The organism is Demequina aurantiaca (assembly GCF_000975135.1).
Classification (GTDB): Bacteria; Actinomycetota; Actinomycetes; order Actinomycetales; family Demequinaceae; genus Demequina; species Demequina aurantiaca.
The window spans coordinates 1,238,915-1,257,235 of the sequence record NZ_BBRF01000001.1; the positions used below are offsets into that span (position 1 = coordinate 1,238,915).

Below are 18,321 nucleotides of genomic sequence, written 5' to 3' on the forward strand. Positions count from 1 at the left end.
GCCGTGGGACTGAGCCCCACGGCGCTAACCCTCTGCCTACGGGGTCAGTAAGATAAACGCCATGTCACACATCCTCTCCGCTGTTGCCTGGCCGTATGCCAATGGGCCCCGACACATCGGCCACGTGGCCGGTTTTGGTGTTCCCTCCGACGTCTTTAGCCGCTACATGCGCATGGCGGGCAACGATGTACTGATGGTGTCTGGCACCGACGAGCACGGAACACCCATCCTGGTGCAGGCCGACCAGGAGGGGGTGTCTCCCCAGGAGCTCGCCGACCGCTATAACCGTGTCATCGTCGAGGACCTCACGTCGCTGGGGCTCAGCTACGACCTCTTCACTCGTACCACTACCGGTAATCACTACGCCGTCGCGCAGGCGCTGTTCAAGGCCGTCAACGCGAATGGCTACATGATCGAGCAGACGACGCGCGGCGCGATCTCGCCGTCGACCGGTCGTACACTTCCCGACCGATACATCGAGGGCACGTGCCCCATTTGTGGCGACGATGGTGCCCGCGGCGACCAGTGCGACAACTGCGGCAACCAGCTCGACGCGATCGACCTCAAGAACCCGCACAGCAAGATCAATGGCGAGACCCCCAAGTTCGTGGAGACCGAGCACTTCTTCCTGGACCTACCCGCGCTGGCAGAGCCCCTGTCCGAATGGCTTGGCGCACGCGAGGGCTGGCGCCCCAACGTCATGAACTTCTCGCGCAACCTGCTGTCCGACATGCGCCCCCGCGCCATGACGCGCGACATTGACTGGGGAATCCCCGTGCCGCTTGCCGGCTGGGAGGACAACCCCAACAAGCGTCTGTACGTATGGTTCGATGCCGTGATCGGCTACCTATCCGCATCCATCGAATGGGCACGCCGCGAGGGCGAGCCCGAGGCCTGGCGCAAGTGGTGGAACGACCCCGAGACCCTGTCCTACTACTTCATGGGCAAGGACAACATCACGTTCCACTCCCAGATTTGGCCCGGCGAGCTCATCGCGGCCAACGGTCGTGGCACCAAGGGCGGCAAGGTCAGCGAATTTGGCGACCTGCAGCTGCCCACCGAGGTGGTGTCGAGCGAGTTCCTCACCATGGAATCCGCCAAGTTCTCTTCCTCGCGCGGTCACGTCATCTACGTGCGCGACATGCTGGCGCGCTACCAGCCAGATGCACTGCGCTACTTCATCGCGACGGCCGGCCCCGAGACGTCGGACGCCGACTTCACCTGGTCCGAATTTAAGCGACGCACCAACGACGAGCTCGTGGCAGGCTGGGGCAACCTGGTCAACCGCACCGCGTCGCTGGTCAACAAGAACGTAGGCGAGATTCCCGCGCTCAACGACCTGAAGGATGTGGACCGTGCCGCGCTTGACGCGTCGCAGGCCGCTTTCGGCACCGTGGGCGACCTGGTGAGCACTCACCGTCAGCGCGCCGGCATCAACGAGGCCATGCGAGTGGTCGGTGACGCGAACAAGTACCTCGCGGACACCGCCCCCTGGAAGCTCAAGAACGAAGACCCCGAGCGCATGAAGACGGTCCTCGGCGTAGCCACGCAGCTGATCGCCGATGCCAACACCATGCTCTCGCCCTTCATGCCTCACAGCTCGCAGAAGGTACACGAGGCCTTCGGCGGCACGGGAGTGTTCTCACCCATGCCGCAGATGAACGAGGTCCAGGACCTCGACCTGCCAGACCGTCACTACCCGGTTATTCAGGGCGACTATTCGGGTCAGGCGGGACTCTGGTCGCGCAACCCCATCATTGCCGGCACCCCGGTACCTGCACCGAGCCCCATCTTCACCAAGCTCGACGACGACATCGTCGAGGCCGAGCTCGAGCGCATGAACGGGGACAACTGATCGCTATGCGTGGCTTGGTCCTCGCGACGATGACGCGGTGACGTCGTGAGCCGTCAGGGCCAGTGGCCCCCGGTTCCCGATGCGTTGCCGTTCCCGGTGGCGGACAACCACTGCCACCTTGAGTGGCCAGCCGGCGACGAACCCAGGTCCGTCGAGCGGCAACTCGCCGATGCATCGGCCGTGGGGGTTGATCGCGTCGTACAGATTGGGTGCGACGTGGAATCGGCTCGGTGGACAGCATCGGCCGTCCAGGAGTATCCCGGAATGCTCGGCGGCGTCGCTCTGCACCCGAATGACGCGCCACAGCACGCGGAGGGCACGCATGAGAGCGGCCTGAGCTACGACGAGGCTTTCGCCGAGATCGCGGAGCTCGCGCGCGGGGAGCGGATCCGTGTGGTCGGGGAGACCGGTCTCGACTACTTCCGCACGGGTCCCGAGGGGCGCGACGCGCAAATTCGCTCGTTCCGCGACCACATCGCGCTGGCCAAGGAGCTTGGCAAGCCGCTGCAAATTCACGACCGCGATGCGCACGGGGACGTCATCGACGTGCTTGAGCGCGACGGTGCCCCGGACCAAACGGTATTTCACTGCTTCAGTGGTGACGCGGGCATGGCGCGGCTGTGTGTGGACCGTGGCTACTTCCTCAGCTTCGCGGGCACCGTCACCTTCAAGAACTCGCACGGACTGCGTGCGGCGCTGTCGGTCACACCCCTGAGCCAGGTGCTGGTCGAGACCGATGCGCCGTTCCTTACACCCCATCCGCACCGGGGCGCACCAAACTCGCCCTACTTGGTGCCGCTCACCATGCGCACCATTGCTGATGTGACAGGTGTGACGCTGGAGACTGCCTGCGAAACTGTGTCAGATACCTCCAATACGCTCTATGGGCCCTGGTAATACGCCGATAATCGGTGTGCGATTGGTCACCTCCAAGAATCTCGGCTGGCGCCGACCGTTATGAATATGAGATAAAAGACGCTGACGTATGCGCGGTTTGTTGCCGCGCTTGCCGGCCAAGCGTTCATCCGAACGCGACGAGAGGACTCACTTGAGCTACCGCCGTACGCACCCTGTGTCTGGGGGTCGCCGTGATCGCCGCCAGCGCACCACCTCGCGCACTCGCACCCTTCGCCAGGTAGGAGTGACGACCGCGATCGTCGCTTTCGCCGTCGGTTCCTTCGCTTCCGCGGGCGCCAACACGCTCGACTCGTCGGCAGACAAGAATCTCGCCGCCCAAGATCTGGCCGCCGTGGTCAACCCCGTGGCTGCCGATGAATCCGACGTCGAGGTCACCACGGAGACCGTGGAGAACGAACTCGAGTTTGACTCGGTGGAAAAGGACGACTCCTCCATCGAAAAGGGAACCAAGAAGGTCGTGACCCCGGGCAAGGATGGCTCCGAACTCGTCAGCTACACCGTCAAGAAGGTGGATGGCGTCGAGGTCGAGCGCGAGGAGTCATTGCGCGTCCTCGTCGACGAGCCCACGGACGAGGTCATCGCGATCGGCACCAAGACCGAGCCCAAGGTGGCTTACGTCCCCGTGACGTCCAACTCCGGCTCCAACCGTGCTCTCGGCAAGTCGATGGCCGCCAGTATGTATGGCTGGACGGGTGAGCAGTGGGAGTGCCTCAACGCTCTCTTCACCAAGGAGTCGAACTGGCGTACCGGAGCGGCCAACCCCTCCTCGAGCGCGTATGGCATCCCGCAGGCACTCCCTGGATCCAAGATGTCGTCCGCCGGTTCCGACTGGAGGACCAACCCCGCGACGCAGATCAAGTGGGGTCTTGGCTACATCAAGGGACGCTACGGCACCCCCTGTGGTGGCTGGGCGCACTCGGTGAACGTCGGCTGGTACTAGCGGGTGGCCGAATTACTCGGCCCGAACGATGTCCGCAACCTTGCTGAGGGACTGAACACCGCCCCCACCAAGAAGTGGGGACAAAACTTCGTGGTTGACGCCGGAACCGTCCGGCGCATCGTCCGCATTGCTGGGGTGACTGCCGGCGACCACGTCGTCGAGGTCGGCCCCGGGCTAGGGTCGCTCACGCTCGCGCTCCTTGAGACGGGTGCGCGGGTGACCGCGGTGGAGATTGACCCGATCCTGGCTGCCGCGCTGGCGCAGACTGTCGCCGAGCGAGCTCCGGAGTTTGCTGGCAACCTGACGGTGATTGGTGCGGACGCCATGAAGGTCGACTCGTTGCCGGAGCCTCCCACCGCACTGGTCGCGAACCTGCCGTACAACGTGTCCGTGCCGGTGATCCTGCACTTCCTAGAGACCTTCGAGTCGCTCGAACGCATTCTGGTGATGGTGCAGTCCGAGGTGGCCGATCGCCTCGCTGCGCCTCCCGGGTCGCGCACGTACGGCATTCCCTCCGCCAAGGCCGCCTGGTACTGCTCAGTGCGTCGGGCCGGAGACGTGGGCCGCGCCGTGTTCTGGCCCGTGCCGCGCGTCGACAGTGCGCTGGTGCTCATGCAACGCCGCGACATTCCTGAGACCACCGTGAGCCGCGAGCAGGTGTGGGCCGTGATCGACGCTTCCTTCGCGCATCGGCGCAAAGGGCTCCGTGGCTCACTGGCCGAGCTCGCTGGTACCAATGCCAAGGCCGAGGAAGCGCTGGTCGCGCTCGGCATCGAGCCGCTCACCCGCGGCGAGGCACTGGGGATCGCAGACTTTGTGCGCATCGCCGAGGAGCTTGCCCGGCGTGAGGCCGCAGGCTCTGCCACTCTTGAGCAATGACATTCCAGTACGACAACGCCGGTGAAGCATGACGCGTGAGGTGACCGTCCGCGCTCCCGGAAAGCTGAATTTGCAGCTGTCCGTGGGGCCTCAGCAGGCCGATGGCTACCACCCACTCGCGACGGTGTTCCAGGCAGTGGATCTCTTTGAGACCGTCACCGCGTCTGCCCGCGAGGACGACCAATACGTTCTTGAGATGACGATGCTACCCACGGTGAAGGCGGACCCCGGCGCGGTGCCGTTGGACGAGACCAATCTGGTGATGAGGGCCGCGCGGGCAGTAGCCACGAAGTACGGCATCACCGACGGCGTGAACTTGCGCATTGTCAAGGGAGTGCCGGTGGCAGGCGGTATGGCCGGCGGGAGCGCCGATGCGGCCGCGGCTTTGCTGGCCTGTGCAGAGGCCTGGGACGTGGGCGCCACGCGCGACGAGCTGGACGAATTGGCTGCAGGGTTGGGCGCGGATGTGCCCTTCGCCCTGCACGGCCACACCGCTGTGGGGCTTGGACGAGGGGACGAGCTGTCGCCCGCCATGACTCACGGCGAGTTTCACTGGGTATTTGCCACGCAGGGGCATGGGCTCAGCACGCCGGCGGTCTATGCGGAGTTCGACCGCCAGGTAGCGGCGGGGGAGCGTGTGGCACGCGCACCACGTCTGTCCGATGCCGTGATGAGCGCACTGATGGCCGGAGATCCGCGGGCCCTCGGCTCCGCGTTGGTGAATGACCTCCAGGGCCCGGCACTGGCCTTGGCGCCGCATCTGAAAAGGACGATGGCGCTTGCGCGTGACGCCGAGGCGCTGGGTGTGATGATTTCCGGTTCCGGACCCACGGTGGCCGCCCTCGCCCGGTCTCGTCAGCATGCCTTGGCTATCGCCGCGCATATTTCCGCTGTCGGGGACTCTGACGCGGTGCTGACGGTGAGCGGCCCGGCCCCGGGCGCGATGGTGATTAGCTAACTGCACCCCGGTCGCCCGGCTGCGCGCGATCCCTCACGTGCGCGTGTCGCTAGGGGAAAATCCCGGCCGCCACTCTATTGGTCCGATTTCGCACGTTCTGGCGTGCTTCGGCGCCCTGTTGGTCCTCTTTGGCTCAGGGCGCCTGGCAAGCAAGCAGTCGACGACAACTCTGGGCCTGCTGAACTCGGGCCCACCGACCATGGGTGCTTGACGCCGCTATGCAGAGTTCCGGGTCAGAAGGGACCAACAGGGCGCAGCAGTCCCAGGATTCGTGCCAAATCGGACCAATACGGGGAGGGCGGCCGGTGGTTAGGACTGCTTGTTGAGGGCGTCGCGGATCTCAATGAGAAGCTCGATCTCAGTGGGCCCATCGTCCACGACGGGCTCTTCCTTGGCTGCGCGGCGTTCCGCAAGCTTGTTCAGCGGCACGACCACCACGAAGTAGATCGCGGCAGCCACCGCAAGGAAGTTGAAGAGTGCTTGAAGGACAACGCCGAAGCTAAATTGGGCGTCATTGATGACGAAATTACCGACACTGGCGAGATTTGGTTGCCCGAAGATCGCGGCGATGAGCGGATTGATCAAACCCTCGACAATGGATTGGATGACTAAGGCGAACGCTCCGCCGATGACGACCGCGACCGCGAGGTCGACCACATTGCCGCGAGAGATAAATTCCTTGAAGCCCTTGACCATGGTGTCGTTCTCCTTGGGTAGTGAGGTGAGAAGGTCCTGCCTCACACGCTAGCGAATTCTGCGCACTGTGGCGAGGGTCCGCGAGTAACTTCGCGTCCTAGGGGGCGACGGTTGAGGGGTTTGGCTCACGGTCGTCAAATTCGCCCTGGCTCGACGGCAACTGCGGCTGCTGGTCAAAGTCAGACAGTCCATTCCAGGCCAAGTTCACAATGTGCGCAGCCACGACCTGCTTGGAGGGCTCGCGCACCTCGGCCCAGTGCTGGCCGGTAAGCGCGACCATGCCCACGAGCATCTGCGAGTAGATTGGCGCGACTGCTGGATCCAGGCCGCGTTTGATGAACTGGCCCGCGAGCAGTCCCTCCACTTGGGTCGCCACGTCACCGATCAGTGAGGAGAAGGTGCCGGTGGTTTGCGCGACGGGGGAGTCGCGCACCAGTATGCGGAATCCGTCGGGGCTGTCCTCGATGTACGTCAGCAGCGCCATAGCCGCGCGCTCGACGTGTTGCTTGGGGTGCCCGCGCTGCGCGAGTGCCTGGGTGAGCGCGCCGGTGAGGTCCCCCACTTCGCGGTCCACGATCACGGCATAGATGCCCTCCTTGCCGCCAAAGTGCTCGTACACCACTGGCTTTGAGACATCGGCGCGGAGGGCGATCTCCTCGACGGACGTGCCGTCAAAGCCCTTTTCGGCGAAGAGCGACCGGGCCACGTTCACCAGTTGCTCGCGGCGATCACGCGCGGTCATCCGGGCGCGGGGGGCCTTCTTGGGTTCGGTGCTCACGTACATAGTGTGCCGTGAATCCTGGCAGACTGTACGCCGTGGGGGCGTGAGTCCCTCGGTCCGCCCTAGTGTAACGGCAGCATGCAGGCCTTTGGAGCCTTGCGGTACAGGTTCGAATCCTGTGGGCGGAACACTCGCCGCATGGCTTGGTTCACGTCCCGAGCGACGCGAGCAACCGTGTGTGGCAGGTAGGCTAGGAACATCAATCGCAACCGCCCCACTGGGGGCGAGACGAGGGGGGCCGGTGAGCGACACCCGACCCGTAGCCGTCATGATTCTTGCGGCCGGTGCCGGCACACGCATGAAGTCATCGACACCCAAGGTTCTTCACGAAATCGGTGGCCGTTCGCTCGTGCATCACGCGCTCGTAGCGTCCGCGGCACTCGAGCCGCAGCGCACGGTCGTGGTGGTTCGCCATGACCGCGACCGCGTCGCTGCTCACATCCAAGACATCGCGCCCGATGCATTGATCGCCGACCAGGATGACGTCCCGGGCACTGGCAGGGCAGTCTTCTGTGGCCTCAGCGCCCTGGACACCACCGCCATCGCGGCAGCAGTCGCGGGCGGCGCAGTCGGCGACCACGCCGTGCTCGACGCCCAGGCTGATGGCGCCATCGTCGTCACCTCTGGCGACGTTCCGCTGGTCGATGGAGCGCTCCTCCAGGCCCTCGTGGAGGCCCACCAGGCCGCCGGTAATGCCGCGACCGTGTTGACCGCCGAGGTTGCCGTCCCCAAGGGCTACGGCCGCATCGTCCGTGGTGACGACGGCGCCGTGTTGGGAATCGTGGAGGAGAAGGACGCCTCCGACGCCCAGCGCGCGATTGCTGAGATCAACGCCGGCATCTATGTCTTCGACGCAGCAACCCTGCGCGACAGCCTCGCCAAGGTGGGTCAGGACAACGCCCAGGGCGAGGTCTACCTCACCGACGTGCTTGCCCTGGCTCGCGAGGCGGGCGGTCGTGTGGGTGCCATGATTGCGCCCGATGCTGCCGCGGTCGAAGGCGTCAACGACCGGGTTCACCTGGCGCAGGCTGCCACGGCCATGAATCGTCGCATCGTTGAGGGTTGGATGCGCGAGGGTGTGACAGTCCAGGACCCCGCGACCACCTGGATCGACTCGGACGTCACTCTCGCGCCCGACTCCACGCTTTTGCCGGGCACGCAGCTCAAGGGCGCGACGACCATCGCGACCGGCGCGGTCATTGGCCCGGACACCACGCTGACTGACGTCGAGGTGGGCGAGGGAGCGACCGTGGTCCGCAGCCACGGCACGCTCGCCGTGATCGAGGCGGGTGCCACGGTGGGGCCATTCTCGTTCCTGCGTCCCGGTACGCAGCTGGGAGCGGACGGCAAGATCGGCGCCTTCGTTGAGACGAAGAACGCAAAGATCGGCCCCGGTTCTAAGGTTCCGCACCTCAGTTATGTGGGCGACGCGACCGTGGGCGAGGGCACCAACATCGGCGCCGCGACCATCTTTGTCAATTACGACGGCGTCGATAAGCACCACACTAACGTGGGTAGCCACGTGCGCATCGGCTCCGACAACACGCTCATCGCGCCGCTGACTATCGGTGACGGTGCGTACTCGGGCGCAGGCACCACCATTCGTCACGACGTCCCCGCCGGAGCACTCGCGATCAACAGTTCACCGCAGCAAAACGTGGAGGGTTGGGTCCAACGACGCAGGCCTGGCACACCATCGGCCGATGCCGCCGCACGCGCTGCGGAGGCGAATGGCACTCGCGACGGGTTATCGTCGGGAGCACAGGAGGAGCGTGCCTCCGCGGCCGCCGACACTAAGGGAGAAGAATGACCGCCGTTATCTCGAACTCGAGCGAGCGACGCCTGGTGCTGGCTGGGGGTCGGGCTCACCCGGACCTCGCGACCGCCGTTGCCGAGCAGATGGACATTGAGCTTCTTCCCACCACCGCCTACACCTTTGCCAACGGCGAGCTCTACGTGCGTTTTGGCGAGAGTGTCCGTGGCGCTGACTGCTTTGTTCTGCAGTCGCACGCGGCTCCGATCAACGAGTCGATCATGGAGCAACTCATCATGGTTGACGCCATGAAGCGAGCCTCCGCCAAGGCCATCACCGTGATCATGCCCTGCTACGGCTACGCGCGTCAGGACAAGAAGCACAAGGGCCGTGAGCCCATCTCGGCCCGCCTCATGGCCGACCTCTTCAAGACCGCTGGTGCGGACCGCATTATGTCCGTGGACCTGCACACGTCGCAGATTCAGGGATTCTTCGACGGCCCCGTGGACCACCTGTGGGCCATGCCCCTGCTCGCGCAGTATGTGCGTACCCGCGTCGCCTCGGACAACCTCACGATCGTCTCTCCCGACGCTGGCCGCGTGCGCCTGGCTGACCAGTGGTCGGACTACCTGGGCGCCCCGCTCGCGATCATCCACAAGCGCCGCGACCCGTCCGTGCCCAACCAGGTCAAGGTTCACGAGCTGGTGGGTGAGGTGAAGGGCCGTACCTGCGTTCTGGTCGACGACATGATCGACACCGGCGGGACCATCGTTCAGGCCGCAGAGGCACTATTCGAGAACGGCGCCAAAGACGTCATCGTCACCTCCACGCACGGCCTACTGTCTGGCCCCGCCGTTGATCGCCTGCGCGACTCGGGAATCTCCGAGGTCGTCGTCACCGACACCTTGCCCATCAGTGACGACAAGCAATTCGACAAGCTCACTGTGCTGTCCATCGCCCCTCTCATTGCCCGCGCAGTGCGCGAGGTCTTCGACGATGGCTCGGTCACCAGCCTCTTTCAGGGCAACGTCTAAAACATCACGAGAAAGCCCCCAGCTGCCATGTGGCGACTGGGGGCTTTCTTCGTGTGAGGCGCGGGCACGGTGGGGTCCGCGCGGCACCTCTTAGGGAGCCGATGCCGTGGCGGGCAACGTCGTCCCGCCCACCGCCGGCGTCTCCTCCTTGGTCCGTGCGGGGAGCCAGTTCCAGGCGATGATCGCGCACGTCGCGCCGATGCCCAACCCCACGACCACATCGGTGGGGTGATGCATGCCGCGATACACGCGCGACAGGGCGACGCCGACGGGCACCAGCACGCAGATGATCTGCACGGTGACGCGTAGCCACACGTTCTGAATCCGCGTCGCACATAGGGCAACGGCCAGATACACGCTGGTCGTCGCCCCCGTGTGACCACTCGGAAAACTCGACGTCGGCGCCGCCTGGTCCAACTGCTCCACGTCCGGGCGCTCGCGCCCAATCAGCAGCGAGGTCGTGAGGAAGATGCTCACCTGCACCGTCAGCGAGATAGCAGGCACGATCGCGAACCACCACATCCGGGACTGCCACCAGATGAACAGCACAATGACGGCGCAGGTCCCCATCAAAATGGGGGTATTGCCCATCGAAGAGACATAGTGAGTGATGGTGTCCCACTGGTCGGATCTTGCGTCGACGAACGACTCACTGAGCGCATGCTCGTCCAACTGAAAGACGTCAACGATGAGGAAGCCAACTCCAGCAACCGTCACCCACAGCACGATGCTGGGCAGAAGTACGCGCTTGAGCAGGCCTCGGCCTACCTCGGCGCCAGAGGGCGCAATCGTCCCCGGTCCCGGTCCTAGCATCGGCTACATCCTTGCGTAACGTGCGCGGGCAAACGAGTACAGGCCGTACGCCGCGAACCCGATTCCGACCAAGACCACCAGGATCTGGCCGCCGGGAGCGCCCAGTAGCGTCTCCACCGCGCCGTCCAGGCCCTTGGCCTTGTCGGGGTCCGCGGTGATGGCCGCATAGGTGAAGAGGACGCCCACCACGCCAAGCGCCGCGCCCTTGGCGATGTATCCAATCGTGCCGAGGGTGCGGACGGCTTTCGACAACTCGCGGCCGCCCGTGCCCCTCAGGTCCTCGAGGAATTTCTTTGTCCACCCCTTGTAGACGTGATACACCGCGCCCCCAATGATGCCGAGTCCCACGGCACCCACGAGGAAGCGTCCGGCCGGAGCAGACATCAGGCTACTGGCGAATCCTTCACTCTGCTCGTCCCCGTCGGAACCGCCGGAGCCCATCGCGATGGAGATCGTCGTGTAGGCCAGCGCTCCGTACAGCACCGCCTTCCCGGCCGCCTTGGCACGGTCTTTCGCTTCCTGACCGCTGTGGAACACGTCCGCGAGCTGCCACGCGCCGAGTGCGATGAACGCCACGGCGGAGATCCATAGGATCACGTTGCCTAGAGGCGCGTCGCCGATGCTGCTGAGCGCCGTGCTCTGGTCGGCCTCGCCACCGGAGCCAAACCCAATCTTCGCGACAATGAAACCGAGAAAGATGTGCAGGACGCCGGAGACAAAGTAGCCGCCGCGCGCTGCGATCTCCCAGGCGTCACCACTCGAACCGGAACGTGCTTCTGACGTATGTGAGGTTGTCATGCATGTGCAAACATCCCGCAACGCGAGTTTCTTCCCAGGTTCGACTACGCGCCGGAGAGCAGGTAGACTTGCTCAGTTCCTCGGCGAGGCTGGGCCCAAGCGGCTTGGCGTTATCGACGCGGCAGATGCTTAAGTGGCCCCTGTCTCGCCCCGGCCACCATCTGACGTCACCAGGAGAATCAATATGTCTGACAAGCTGAAGCTTGCCGCGGAAGTCCGCACCCAGTTCGGTAAGGGTTTCGCCCGTCGCGCACGCGCCGCCGGGAAGATCCCCGCAGTCCTTTACGGTCACGGTGGAGAGCCCGCGCACGTCCTGCTCCCCGGTCACCAGACCATGATGGCGCTCAAGCACCAGAATGCACTGTTCACCATCACCATCGAGGGCGAAGAGCCGCAGCTGGCCATCGCCAAGGACGTCCAGCGCGACCCAGTTCTGCAGATCATCGAGCACATTGACCTGCTGCTGGTCCGCAAGGGTGAGAAGATCACCGTCGACGTGCAGGTTCACCTCGAGGGCGAGTCGGCTCCGGGCACCATTCACGTGCTCGAGAACTCTTCGCTGTCGATCCTCGCAGAGGCCACGAACCTCCCCGACTCGGTCACCGTGTCGATTGAGGGTCTCGAAGAGGGCGCCAAGGTCACCGCTGGCGAGGTCGAGCTCCCCAAGGGAAGCGAACTTGCCGGCGACCCCGAGCAGCTCATTGTCGCTATCACCGTTCCTCGCGTGTCCGCTGAGGACGAGCAGGTTGAAGAGGAAGTGGCTGCAGAGGCCGCAGCTCAGGCCCTTGAGTCCGAAGAAGAGGGCGCGTAGTCGTCAGCTAGCGATTCCCGCTTTTTACGAAGCCCGTCACCTTGGTGGCGGGCTTCGTTGCGTGTGGGGCAAGCGCATCTGCTCCTCAGCACAGCTCACGTGCCAAAATCTAGGAAGCGCTAGGTTTTTGTGGTAGCGTCAGGTTTATCGCGATCCCCGGCACGTCCGGAGGCAGTGTTCTTCAGCGCCGGCCACGGTGGCCGGCGTCAGACAAAGGAGTCTCAGAGCGCATGACTGACAGCACCACCTACCCATACCAGGACGCCACCCTTCCCGTGAGCGAGCGCGTTGAGGATCTTCTCGCGCGCCTCGACATCGAGGACAAGGCCGGCCTCATGTTCCACACCATGACTGGCCCTGGCGACCCCACCAAGCCCATGCAGATGTTCCCCCTGCCGTCCATCCAGTCGCACATCGTCGAGCGCCGTATGACGCACTTCAACATCCTGGGCGGCGCCCCGAGTGGCGCCGAGCTGGCCGCGTGGCAAAACGCATGCCAGGAGATCGCGTTGTCACAGCGCTGGGGCATCCCCATCACGTTCTCGACCGACCCTCGCCACCACTTCACGGATAACCCCCTGATGAGCCTCATGGCGGGTCCGTTCTCGCAGTGGCCGGAGACGCTCGGCCTAGCGGCCATCGCCTCCACGGAGACGATGCAGCGGTTCGGAGACATTGCCCGTCGCGAATACCTGGCCGTGGGGATCCGCGTCGCACTTCACCCACAGATTGACCTTGCGACGGAGCCGCGCTGGTCGCGAGTCGCCGGTACGTTTGGGGAGGATGCGGAACTCACGTCGGACCTGGTCGAGGCCTATATTTACGGCTTCCAGGGCACTGAATTCGGCGCCGACTCCGTGTCGACCATGACCAAGCACTTCCCTGGAGGCGGCGCACAGAAGGATGGCACTGACCCCCACTTCCAGACCGGTCGCGAGCAGGTATACCCGGCCGGCATGTTCGAGCACCACATGGCGCCGTTCAAGCGTGCGATCGCCGCTGGTACGCGTCAGATGATGCCGTACTACGGCATGCCTGTGGGTACCGAGTACGAAGAAGTCGGTTTCTCGTTTAACAAGCAGGTCATCACGGGTCTGCTGCGCGAGCGCCTGGGCTTTGACGGCATCGTCTGCACTGACTGGGGCCTGGTCACCGACGTGAAGTTTGGTGAGGCTGACATGCCCGCGCGGGCGTGGGGTGCCGAGCACCTGTCCGACGCTGAGCGCATGCAGAAGATCATCGACGCAGGCGTCGACCAGTTTGGCGGAGAACACCGCCCTGAGTTGCTCGTCGAGCTCGTGCGCGATGGCAAGGTCAGTGAGGAGCGCATCGACCAGTCCGTGCGTCGCCTGCTCGTCGAGAAGTTCGAACTGGGACTCTTCGAGAACCCGTTCGCCGACGTCGATGCATGCGACGGCATCGTCGGCAACGCCGAGTTCGTCCAGGCCGGACTCGATGCGCAGAGCGCATCCGTCACGGTGCTGAAGAACGAGTCCGTCCTCCCGCTCGCGGCAGGGAAGAAGATCTACGTGGAGGGCGTGGACGCTGAGGTCGCCGGCCAGTACGGCACGGTGGTGGAATCTCCCGCGGAGGCCGACGTTGCGCTGCTGCGGGTCAAGGCTCCGTTCGAGATTCGTGGAGAGGGTATGGAGCAGATGTTCCACCAGGGCAACCTCGAGTTTTCCGCAGAGGAAGCCGCGCACATTGCTGAGGTGTCGGCTGCGGTTCCCACCGTCGTGGATGTCTACCTTGACCGCGCGGCAGTGCTGACTGCCATCGTGGATGCACCCGCTGCGGTGGTCGCTAACTACGGCTGTTCGGATACCTCGCTACTCGAGGCCCTGACCGGCAAGAAGCAGCCGATCGGCAAGCTGCCGTTCGACCTTCCGCGGTCCATGGCGGCCATCGAAGCCAGCCGCGAGGACGCACCGTTCGACACCGAGAACCCACTGTTCCGCTTTGGGCACGGCCTGGGCCTCTAGCTCACCGGGGCCACTGCCAGAGCCGCTAGGCTCATCCATGAGTGCCGCAACGCCCGTCACCCCAGGTGGCGGGCGTTGCGCTTTCCCGTCGCAATGGTCAAGGATGTGTCACATGAGCGCGCTAGTCATCGGTCTGGGCAATCCCGGCCCCGAATACGCGGAAACCCGTCACAACATCGGGCAGATGGTCATCGCCGAACTCGCCCGTGCTGGCGGAGCGTCGCTGTCGGCTAACCGCAAGGTGAACGCACGCGTCGCGCAGGTGCGCATCGGCGGCATCGGCCCTGCGGGAGTCTCGGCGACGGTGGCCACGCCCTCCTCCTACATGAACGTCTCTGGAGGTCCGGTGAGTGCGCTCGCGAAGTATCTATCCGTGGAGCCCACCGCGGTGGTGGTCGTTCACGATGAACTCGACATCCCCTTTGGCACCATCAAGCTCAAGCGTGGCGGCGGGTCCGGCGGCCACAATGGGCTCAAGGACATCACCAAGGCGCTGGGCACGCCCGACTATGTGCGCGTGCGTGTCGGCATCGGCCGCCCGCCGGGTCGTATGGACGCGGCGACCTACGTCCTCAAAACATTCGGGGCTGCCGAGCGCAAGGAATTGCCGATGCTGATCAGTGACGGCGCCGATGCCGTGGAGGCTGTGGTGATCGACGGCCTGGAGGCCGCGCAGATGCGCTTCCACACCAAGTAGCGGCAGCGGCCTAGGCGCAGCCCTCGGCGTGACGCAATTGAGGCAGGCGCCCGGACCTGACCGAGGTGACGACGCCATTGCCGTCCGTCTCAAAAAGGATCCCCGCGCCAGCCTCTTCAATCCACAGTCGTTCGCCACGGGGGACATAGAGCGAGTCCTCCCGCTGTAGGTCGCTCCCGTAAACCGACTCGACGTCGGCCTTGCTCGAACCCACCCCCAGGCCCTCGGCCGTGGTGGGGAACGCCGCGTCAGTCCTTTCGAACGGGTCGACCATGTAGACATCCATCGGGCCATCGAGACCTTCGCTCGCGACCAGCACCGACATGGATGACAGGGGCTGGTGTGGCCCGAGCAGCCACACCCCGCAGGATCCACCGAAGGCTTGTCGCGACTCATCGATGTCCGCCGAGTAATCCACGCCCGTCACGGTGCTGATCTCCGTGGCGGTCATGTCGATGGTAAGCGGGCCGACGCCGGTGGTGGTGATGGTCCAGCTCGCGGGGTCGCCGTAGTCAACAGTGGTGGGTTCTGTCTCTGCGCCGTCCTCGCTGGCAGAGGCGGACGGGCTGGGCGTGGGAGATGCTGTGGTGGTGCTGGGTGACGTGGGTGCACTGGCAGCGGGACTTGGCGCCGCGACCGAGGAGGACGGAGCGGCGGGTGATGGAGCGCTCGGCGACGGCGTGGACGAGTCGTTGGACGAGCATCCGACCAGGGCAACGGAGGCGATCGCTAGGATCGCGGCGGAGAGACGAAGGTGCACCATCCGGCCAGACTAACAGCGGGCAAATCCACTCGCGCGTGCACTCTGAAGGCGTGCGCCCTAGCGGTGCATGATGCGCGCGAGGAACTCCTGCGTCTCCGGACGCTCGGGTGCGCTGAAGATCTTCTCAGGAGTGCCCGTCTCGAGGATCCGGCCGCCGTGCATGAAGACGATGCGGTCGGCCACGGTGCTGGCAAACGACATCTCGTGGGTGGCGATCAGCATGGTCGAGCCGCCCTCCTTGAGGTCGCGGACCAAGTCGAGGACTTCGCCCACGAGCATCGGGTCCAGCGCGGACGTAATCTCGTCGAGCAGGAGCAGTTCGGGGTCCGTCATGATGGCTCGCACGATCGCGACGCGCTGTTGCTGACCGCCGGAAAGACGGTCCGAGTATTCGTCGACCTTGTCCCCTAGCCCAAACTTCTCGAGCAGCGCCACGCCCTTGTCTCGCGCCTTGTCAGCGGGCCACTTGTGAACCCGGCGGGCAGCGAGGGTCACGTTGTCGATGACCTTCATGTGGGGGAACAGGTTGAACTGCTGAAATACGACGCCGATGCGCGCGCGGGCTTTGTCCACATTGACGCGCGGATCCGTGATGTCGTCCCCGCTGAGGATAACCTGGCCATCGTCGACCTGTTCGATGAGGTTGATAGTGCGCAGCAGGGTGGACTTGCCGGAGCCCGACGCGCCAATCAGCACCACGACGTCGTGCTCCTCGAGCGTGAGGTCGACGCCCTTGAGCACCTCGACGTCACCAAACCGCTTCCAGACATTGCTAAGGGTGAGCACGCTCATACGGTGCCTCCGGACTGCTCGCGGCGGGCCATACGCGCGGACACGTGGTCCGTGAGTCTGATGACAGGGAAGGACATCGCGACAAACAGCAGGGCGGCAACCACGTAGGGAGTGAAGTTGTAGGACACGGCCACCTCGATCTGTGCGGCGCGGACGGCGTCCACGGCGCCGAGCACCGAAATGAGCCCCACGTCCTTCTGCATGGAGACAAAGTCGTTCATGAGGGCCGGAATCACCTTGCGCAGGCCCTGCGGGATGACGACGACGCGCAGCGTCTCGGCGTGGCTCAGGCCCAGTGACCGCGCGGCAATGCGCTGCGAGGGGTGAACGGCCTCCATGCCGGCCCGCAGCACCTCGGCGATGTATGCCGAGTAGCACAGGGTGATGGCCACGGTGCCCCACACGGCGGCGGGGACGCGCGGAACGATGTCGAGCGCGGGGACACCGAAACCCACCAGGAACAGCACAATCAGCACAGGCACGCCGCGGAAGAGGTCCGTGTAGATGGTGGCGAGCGCGCGTAGCGGGAAGAATACGGGACCGCGCAGCGAGCGCATCACGGCGAGCAGGGTGCCCACAATGGCGACGCCGATGGTGGCAAAGAAGAGCACCCGGATGTTCAGCCAGAGGCCCTCGAGCACCGCAGGGAAACTGTCCTTGGCGACCTCGAAGTCGAAGAACGTGGTCTTCACGCTCTCCCAGCCGGGCGAGTTGATCAACACCACCACCACGACGGCGGTGAAGACCAGGGTGGAGACGAGCGCGATGAGGACGGAGCGCCCGGATGCCTTGCGGCGATGGTGCTGCCGGGCGATCTCGAGGTCGCTGGGGGCCCAGGAAACCCGGGGCACTCCGTCCGTCACGTGTGACTCGCTTCTGTTGGTGTGGTGCGCGGGTTAGTTGAGGACGGGGATGTCGACCGCGGTGCTGAGCCATTCGGTCTTGATGGCGTCCAGGGTTCCATCCTCACGCAATGCGTCGACGGCCGCAGCGACAGTCGTGGTGTTGGGCGAACCCTTGGGAAGGACGAAGCCGAACTCGTCGCCTCCCTCGGTGGAGTCGAACTGGCCCACGATGACGCCGTTGTCGAGCTCGACGGAGGCGAGGTAGAAGGCGGTGGGCAGGTCCGTCACGAACGCGTCAATCTGGCCTGAGGTGAGCGCGAGCGCCGTGTCCTCGGTGGAGTTGAATACCGCAAGGTTGTCGGCACCGAGTGCCTCGGCAGCCACGGTGTAGCTGGTGGTGCCACTGGCGACACCCACCTTGACGTGTGACAGGTCGTCGAGGGTGGTGACGGTCGCGGCGGGCGAGCCCTCGGTCGTGAGGATTGCCTGCGAGGTCGTGTAGTACGGGCTCGAGAAGTCGACGGCGTTTTCGCGCTCGGGCGTGATGGAGAACTGCTGGATGTTGAGGTCCCAGTCCTTGGGGCCGGGAGCGATCGAGGACTCGAAGGAGGCGCGAACCCACTCGACGTCGTCGTGGGCGTAGCCGAGCTGCTCAGCGACCGCGTAGGCGATCGCGGCTTCGAAGCCCTTGCCGTTGGTGGGGTCGTCATCGACCATCCAGGGCTCGTAGGCCGGCTGCCCCGTGGCGATGGTCAGCTTGTCGGCGGTGACCGTCTCGAGGGTCGCCGCGGCGGGAGCCGATGCGGTGGCGGAGGTGGCCGGGGTCGATGCGGCCGGCGTGGCCGAAGCGTCGTCGTCGGAGGACGAGGAGCACCCGGCGAGGGCGATCGCGGCGATCGCGGTGGTAGCGACAATGGTGCTGCGGAAGGCAGGCGTGACTGGCATGGGTTCTCCTGTGTATGTGATGAAAAAGCGTGAAAACGTTGTGGCGCCATTGCCTACGCGT

The 18,321-nt window shown here is 64.8% G+C and carries 19 protein-coding genes and 1 tRNA gene; 12 read left to right on the forward strand and 8 right to left on the reverse strand.

The features are described from left to right. Positions 1–61: 61 nt before the first annotated feature. The 5 genes from metG to AOP73_RS05660 all read left to right on the forward strand — a co-directional run bounded on the left by metG (position 62) and on the right by AOP73_RS05660 (position 5,550). A complete protein-coding gene (gene metG, locus AOP73_RS05640) occupies positions 62–1,855 on the forward strand; it encodes a methionine--tRNA ligase (RefSeq protein WP_061963726.1) in 1,794 nt (597 codons plus the stop codon). A gap of 45 nt (positions 1,856–1,900) precedes the next feature. Next, positions 1,901–2,752, forward strand: a complete 852-nt coding sequence (locus tag AOP73_RS05645; protein ID WP_061963728.1) for a TatD family hydrolase — start codon at positions 1,901–1,903, stop codon at positions 2,750–2,752. Positions 2,753–2,996: 244 nt separating this feature from the next. Further along, the gene (locus AOP73_RS05650) at positions 2,997–3,713 is read left to right on the forward strand and encodes an aggregation-promoting factor C-terminal-like domain-containing protein (RefSeq protein WP_152650544.1); all 717 of its coding nucleotides are present in this window, start codon (positions 2,997–2,999) and stop codon (positions 3,711–3,713) included. A 3-nt stretch (positions 3,714–3,716) separates the two neighbouring features. Further along, the gene (rsmA, locus tag AOP73_RS05655; protein ID WP_061963732.1) at positions 3,717–4,592 is read left to right on the forward strand and encodes a 16S rRNA (adenine(1518)-N(6)/adenine(1519)-N(6))-dimethyltransferase RsmA; all 876 of its coding nucleotides are present in this window, start codon (positions 3,717–3,719) and stop codon (positions 4,590–4,592) included. A 40-nt stretch (positions 4,593–4,632) separates the two neighbouring features. After that, entirely contained in the window at positions 4,633–5,550 is a 918-nt protein-coding gene (locus tag AOP73_RS05660; RefSeq protein WP_369345517.1) for a 4-(cytidine 5'-diphospho)-2-C-methyl-D-erythritol kinase, read from the forward strand. Positions 5,551–5,859: 309 nt separating this feature from the next. Here the strand turns inward: AOP73_RS05660 and mscL are convergent, their stop codons facing one another. Then, positions 5,860–6,291: a large conductance mechanosensitive channel protein MscL gene (mscL, locus tag AOP73_RS05665; RefSeq protein WP_369345518.1), complete on the reverse strand. Its 432-nt coding sequence runs from the start codon at positions 6,289–6,291 to the stop codon at positions 5,860–5,862. 52 nt (positions 6,292–6,343) lie between these two features. Continuing rightward, complete coding sequence (locus tag AOP73_RS05670; protein WP_061964881.1) at positions 6,344–6,988, reverse strand: TetR/AcrR family transcriptional regulator; 645 nt, start codon at positions 6,986–6,988, stop codon at positions 6,344–6,346. Between the two features lie 95 nt (positions 6,989–7,083). Here AOP73_RS05670 and AOP73_RS05675 point away from each other — a divergent pair. From AOP73_RS05675 to AOP73_RS05685, 3 genes are all read left to right on the forward strand, one after another. Beyond that, positions 7,084–7,155: transfer RNA gene (locus AOP73_RS05675), tRNA-Gln, on the forward strand. Between the two features lie 113 nt (positions 7,156–7,268). Continuing rightward, positions 7,269–8,837 carry a bifunctional UDP-N-acetylglucosamine diphosphorylase/glucosamine-1-phosphate N-acetyltransferase GlmU gene (glmU, locus tag AOP73_RS05680; RefSeq protein WP_084626584.1) on the forward strand — a complete coding sequence of 523 codons (1,569 nt, stop codon included), beginning with the start codon at positions 7,269–7,271 and terminating at the stop codon, positions 8,835–8,837. Further along, positions 8,834–9,814, forward strand: a complete 981-nt coding sequence (locus AOP73_RS05685) for a ribose-phosphate diphosphokinase (protein ID WP_061963739.1) — start codon at positions 8,834–8,836, stop codon at positions 9,812–9,814. Before glmU ends, AOP73_RS05685 begins: the two co-directional genes overlap by 4 nt. 90 nt (positions 9,815–9,904) lie before the next feature. On the opposite strand, the gene AOP73_RS05690 is transcribed toward AOP73_RS05685, so the two are convergent. Together AOP73_RS05690 and AOP73_RS05695 are read right to left on the reverse strand one after the other, a co-directional pair. Continuing rightward, a complete protein-coding gene (locus AOP73_RS05690; RefSeq protein ID WP_084626585.1) occupies positions 9,905–10,627 on the reverse strand; it encodes a phosphatase PAP2 family protein in 723 nt (240 codons plus the stop codon). Between the two features lie 3 nt (positions 10,628–10,630). Continuing rightward, a complete protein-coding gene (locus AOP73_RS05695; RefSeq protein ID WP_061963741.1) occupies positions 10,631–11,425 on the reverse strand; it encodes a DUF1206 domain-containing protein in 795 nt (264 codons plus the stop codon). A gap of 184 nt (positions 11,426–11,609) precedes the next feature. Between AOP73_RS05695 and AOP73_RS05700 the strand changes: the two genes are divergently transcribed. The 3 genes from AOP73_RS05700 to pth all read left to right on the forward strand — a co-directional run bounded on the left by AOP73_RS05700 (position 11,610) and on the right by pth (position 14,915). Next, complete coding sequence (locus tag AOP73_RS05700) at positions 11,610–12,236, forward strand: 50S ribosomal protein L25/general stress protein Ctc (protein ID WP_061963743.1); 627 nt, start codon at positions 11,610–11,612, stop codon at positions 12,234–12,236. 230 nt (positions 12,237–12,466) lie between these two features. Further along, positions 12,467–14,218: a glycoside hydrolase family 3 protein gene (locus tag AOP73_RS05705; protein ID WP_061963745.1), complete on the forward strand. Its 1,752-nt coding sequence runs from the start codon at positions 12,467–12,469 to the stop codon at positions 14,216–14,218. Positions 14,219–14,321: 103 nt separating this feature from the next. Beyond that, positions 14,322–14,915, forward strand: a complete 594-nt coding sequence (gene pth / locus AOP73_RS05710; RefSeq protein ID WP_061963747.1) for an aminoacyl-tRNA hydrolase — start codon at positions 14,322–14,324, stop codon at positions 14,913–14,915. Positions 14,916–14,925: 10 nt separating this feature from the next. Here the strand turns inward: pth and AOP73_RS12175 are convergent, their stop codons facing one another. Further along, complete coding sequence (locus tag AOP73_RS12175; protein ID WP_236683509.1) at positions 14,926–15,366, reverse strand: hypothetical protein; 441 nt, start codon at positions 15,364–15,366, stop codon at positions 14,926–14,928. Positions 15,367–15,436: 70 nt separating this feature from the next. On the opposite strand from AOP73_RS12175, the gene AOP73_RS12180 reads away from it, so the two are divergent. Further along, the gene (locus AOP73_RS12180; protein WP_236683510.1) at positions 15,437–15,691 is read left to right on the forward strand and encodes a hypothetical protein; all 255 of its coding nucleotides are present in this window, start codon (positions 15,437–15,439) and stop codon (positions 15,689–15,691) included. 44 nt (positions 15,692–15,735) lie between these two features. On the opposite strand, the gene AOP73_RS05720 is transcribed toward AOP73_RS12180, so the two are convergent. From AOP73_RS05720 to AOP73_RS05730, 3 genes are read right to left on the reverse strand one after another with little or no spacing between them, the layout of a single operon-like run. Beyond that, the gene (locus tag AOP73_RS05720) at positions 15,736–16,470 is read right to left on the reverse strand and encodes an amino acid ABC transporter ATP-binding protein (protein WP_061963751.1); all 735 of its coding nucleotides are present in this window, start codon (positions 16,468–16,470) and stop codon (positions 15,736–15,738) included. Next, on the reverse strand, positions 16,467–17,333 hold the full coding sequence (locus tag AOP73_RS05725) for an amino acid ABC transporter permease (protein WP_061963753.1): 867 nt from the start codon (positions 17,331–17,333) through the stop codon (positions 16,467–16,469). The genes AOP73_RS05720 and AOP73_RS05725 overlap by 4 nt, the downstream gene beginning before the upstream one ends. 33 nt (positions 17,334–17,366) lie before the next feature. Further along, complete coding sequence (locus AOP73_RS05730; RefSeq protein WP_061963756.1) at positions 17,367–18,260, reverse strand: ABC transporter substrate-binding protein; 894 nt, start codon at positions 18,258–18,260, stop codon at positions 17,367–17,369. Positions 18,261–18,321: the final 61 nt, after the last annotated feature.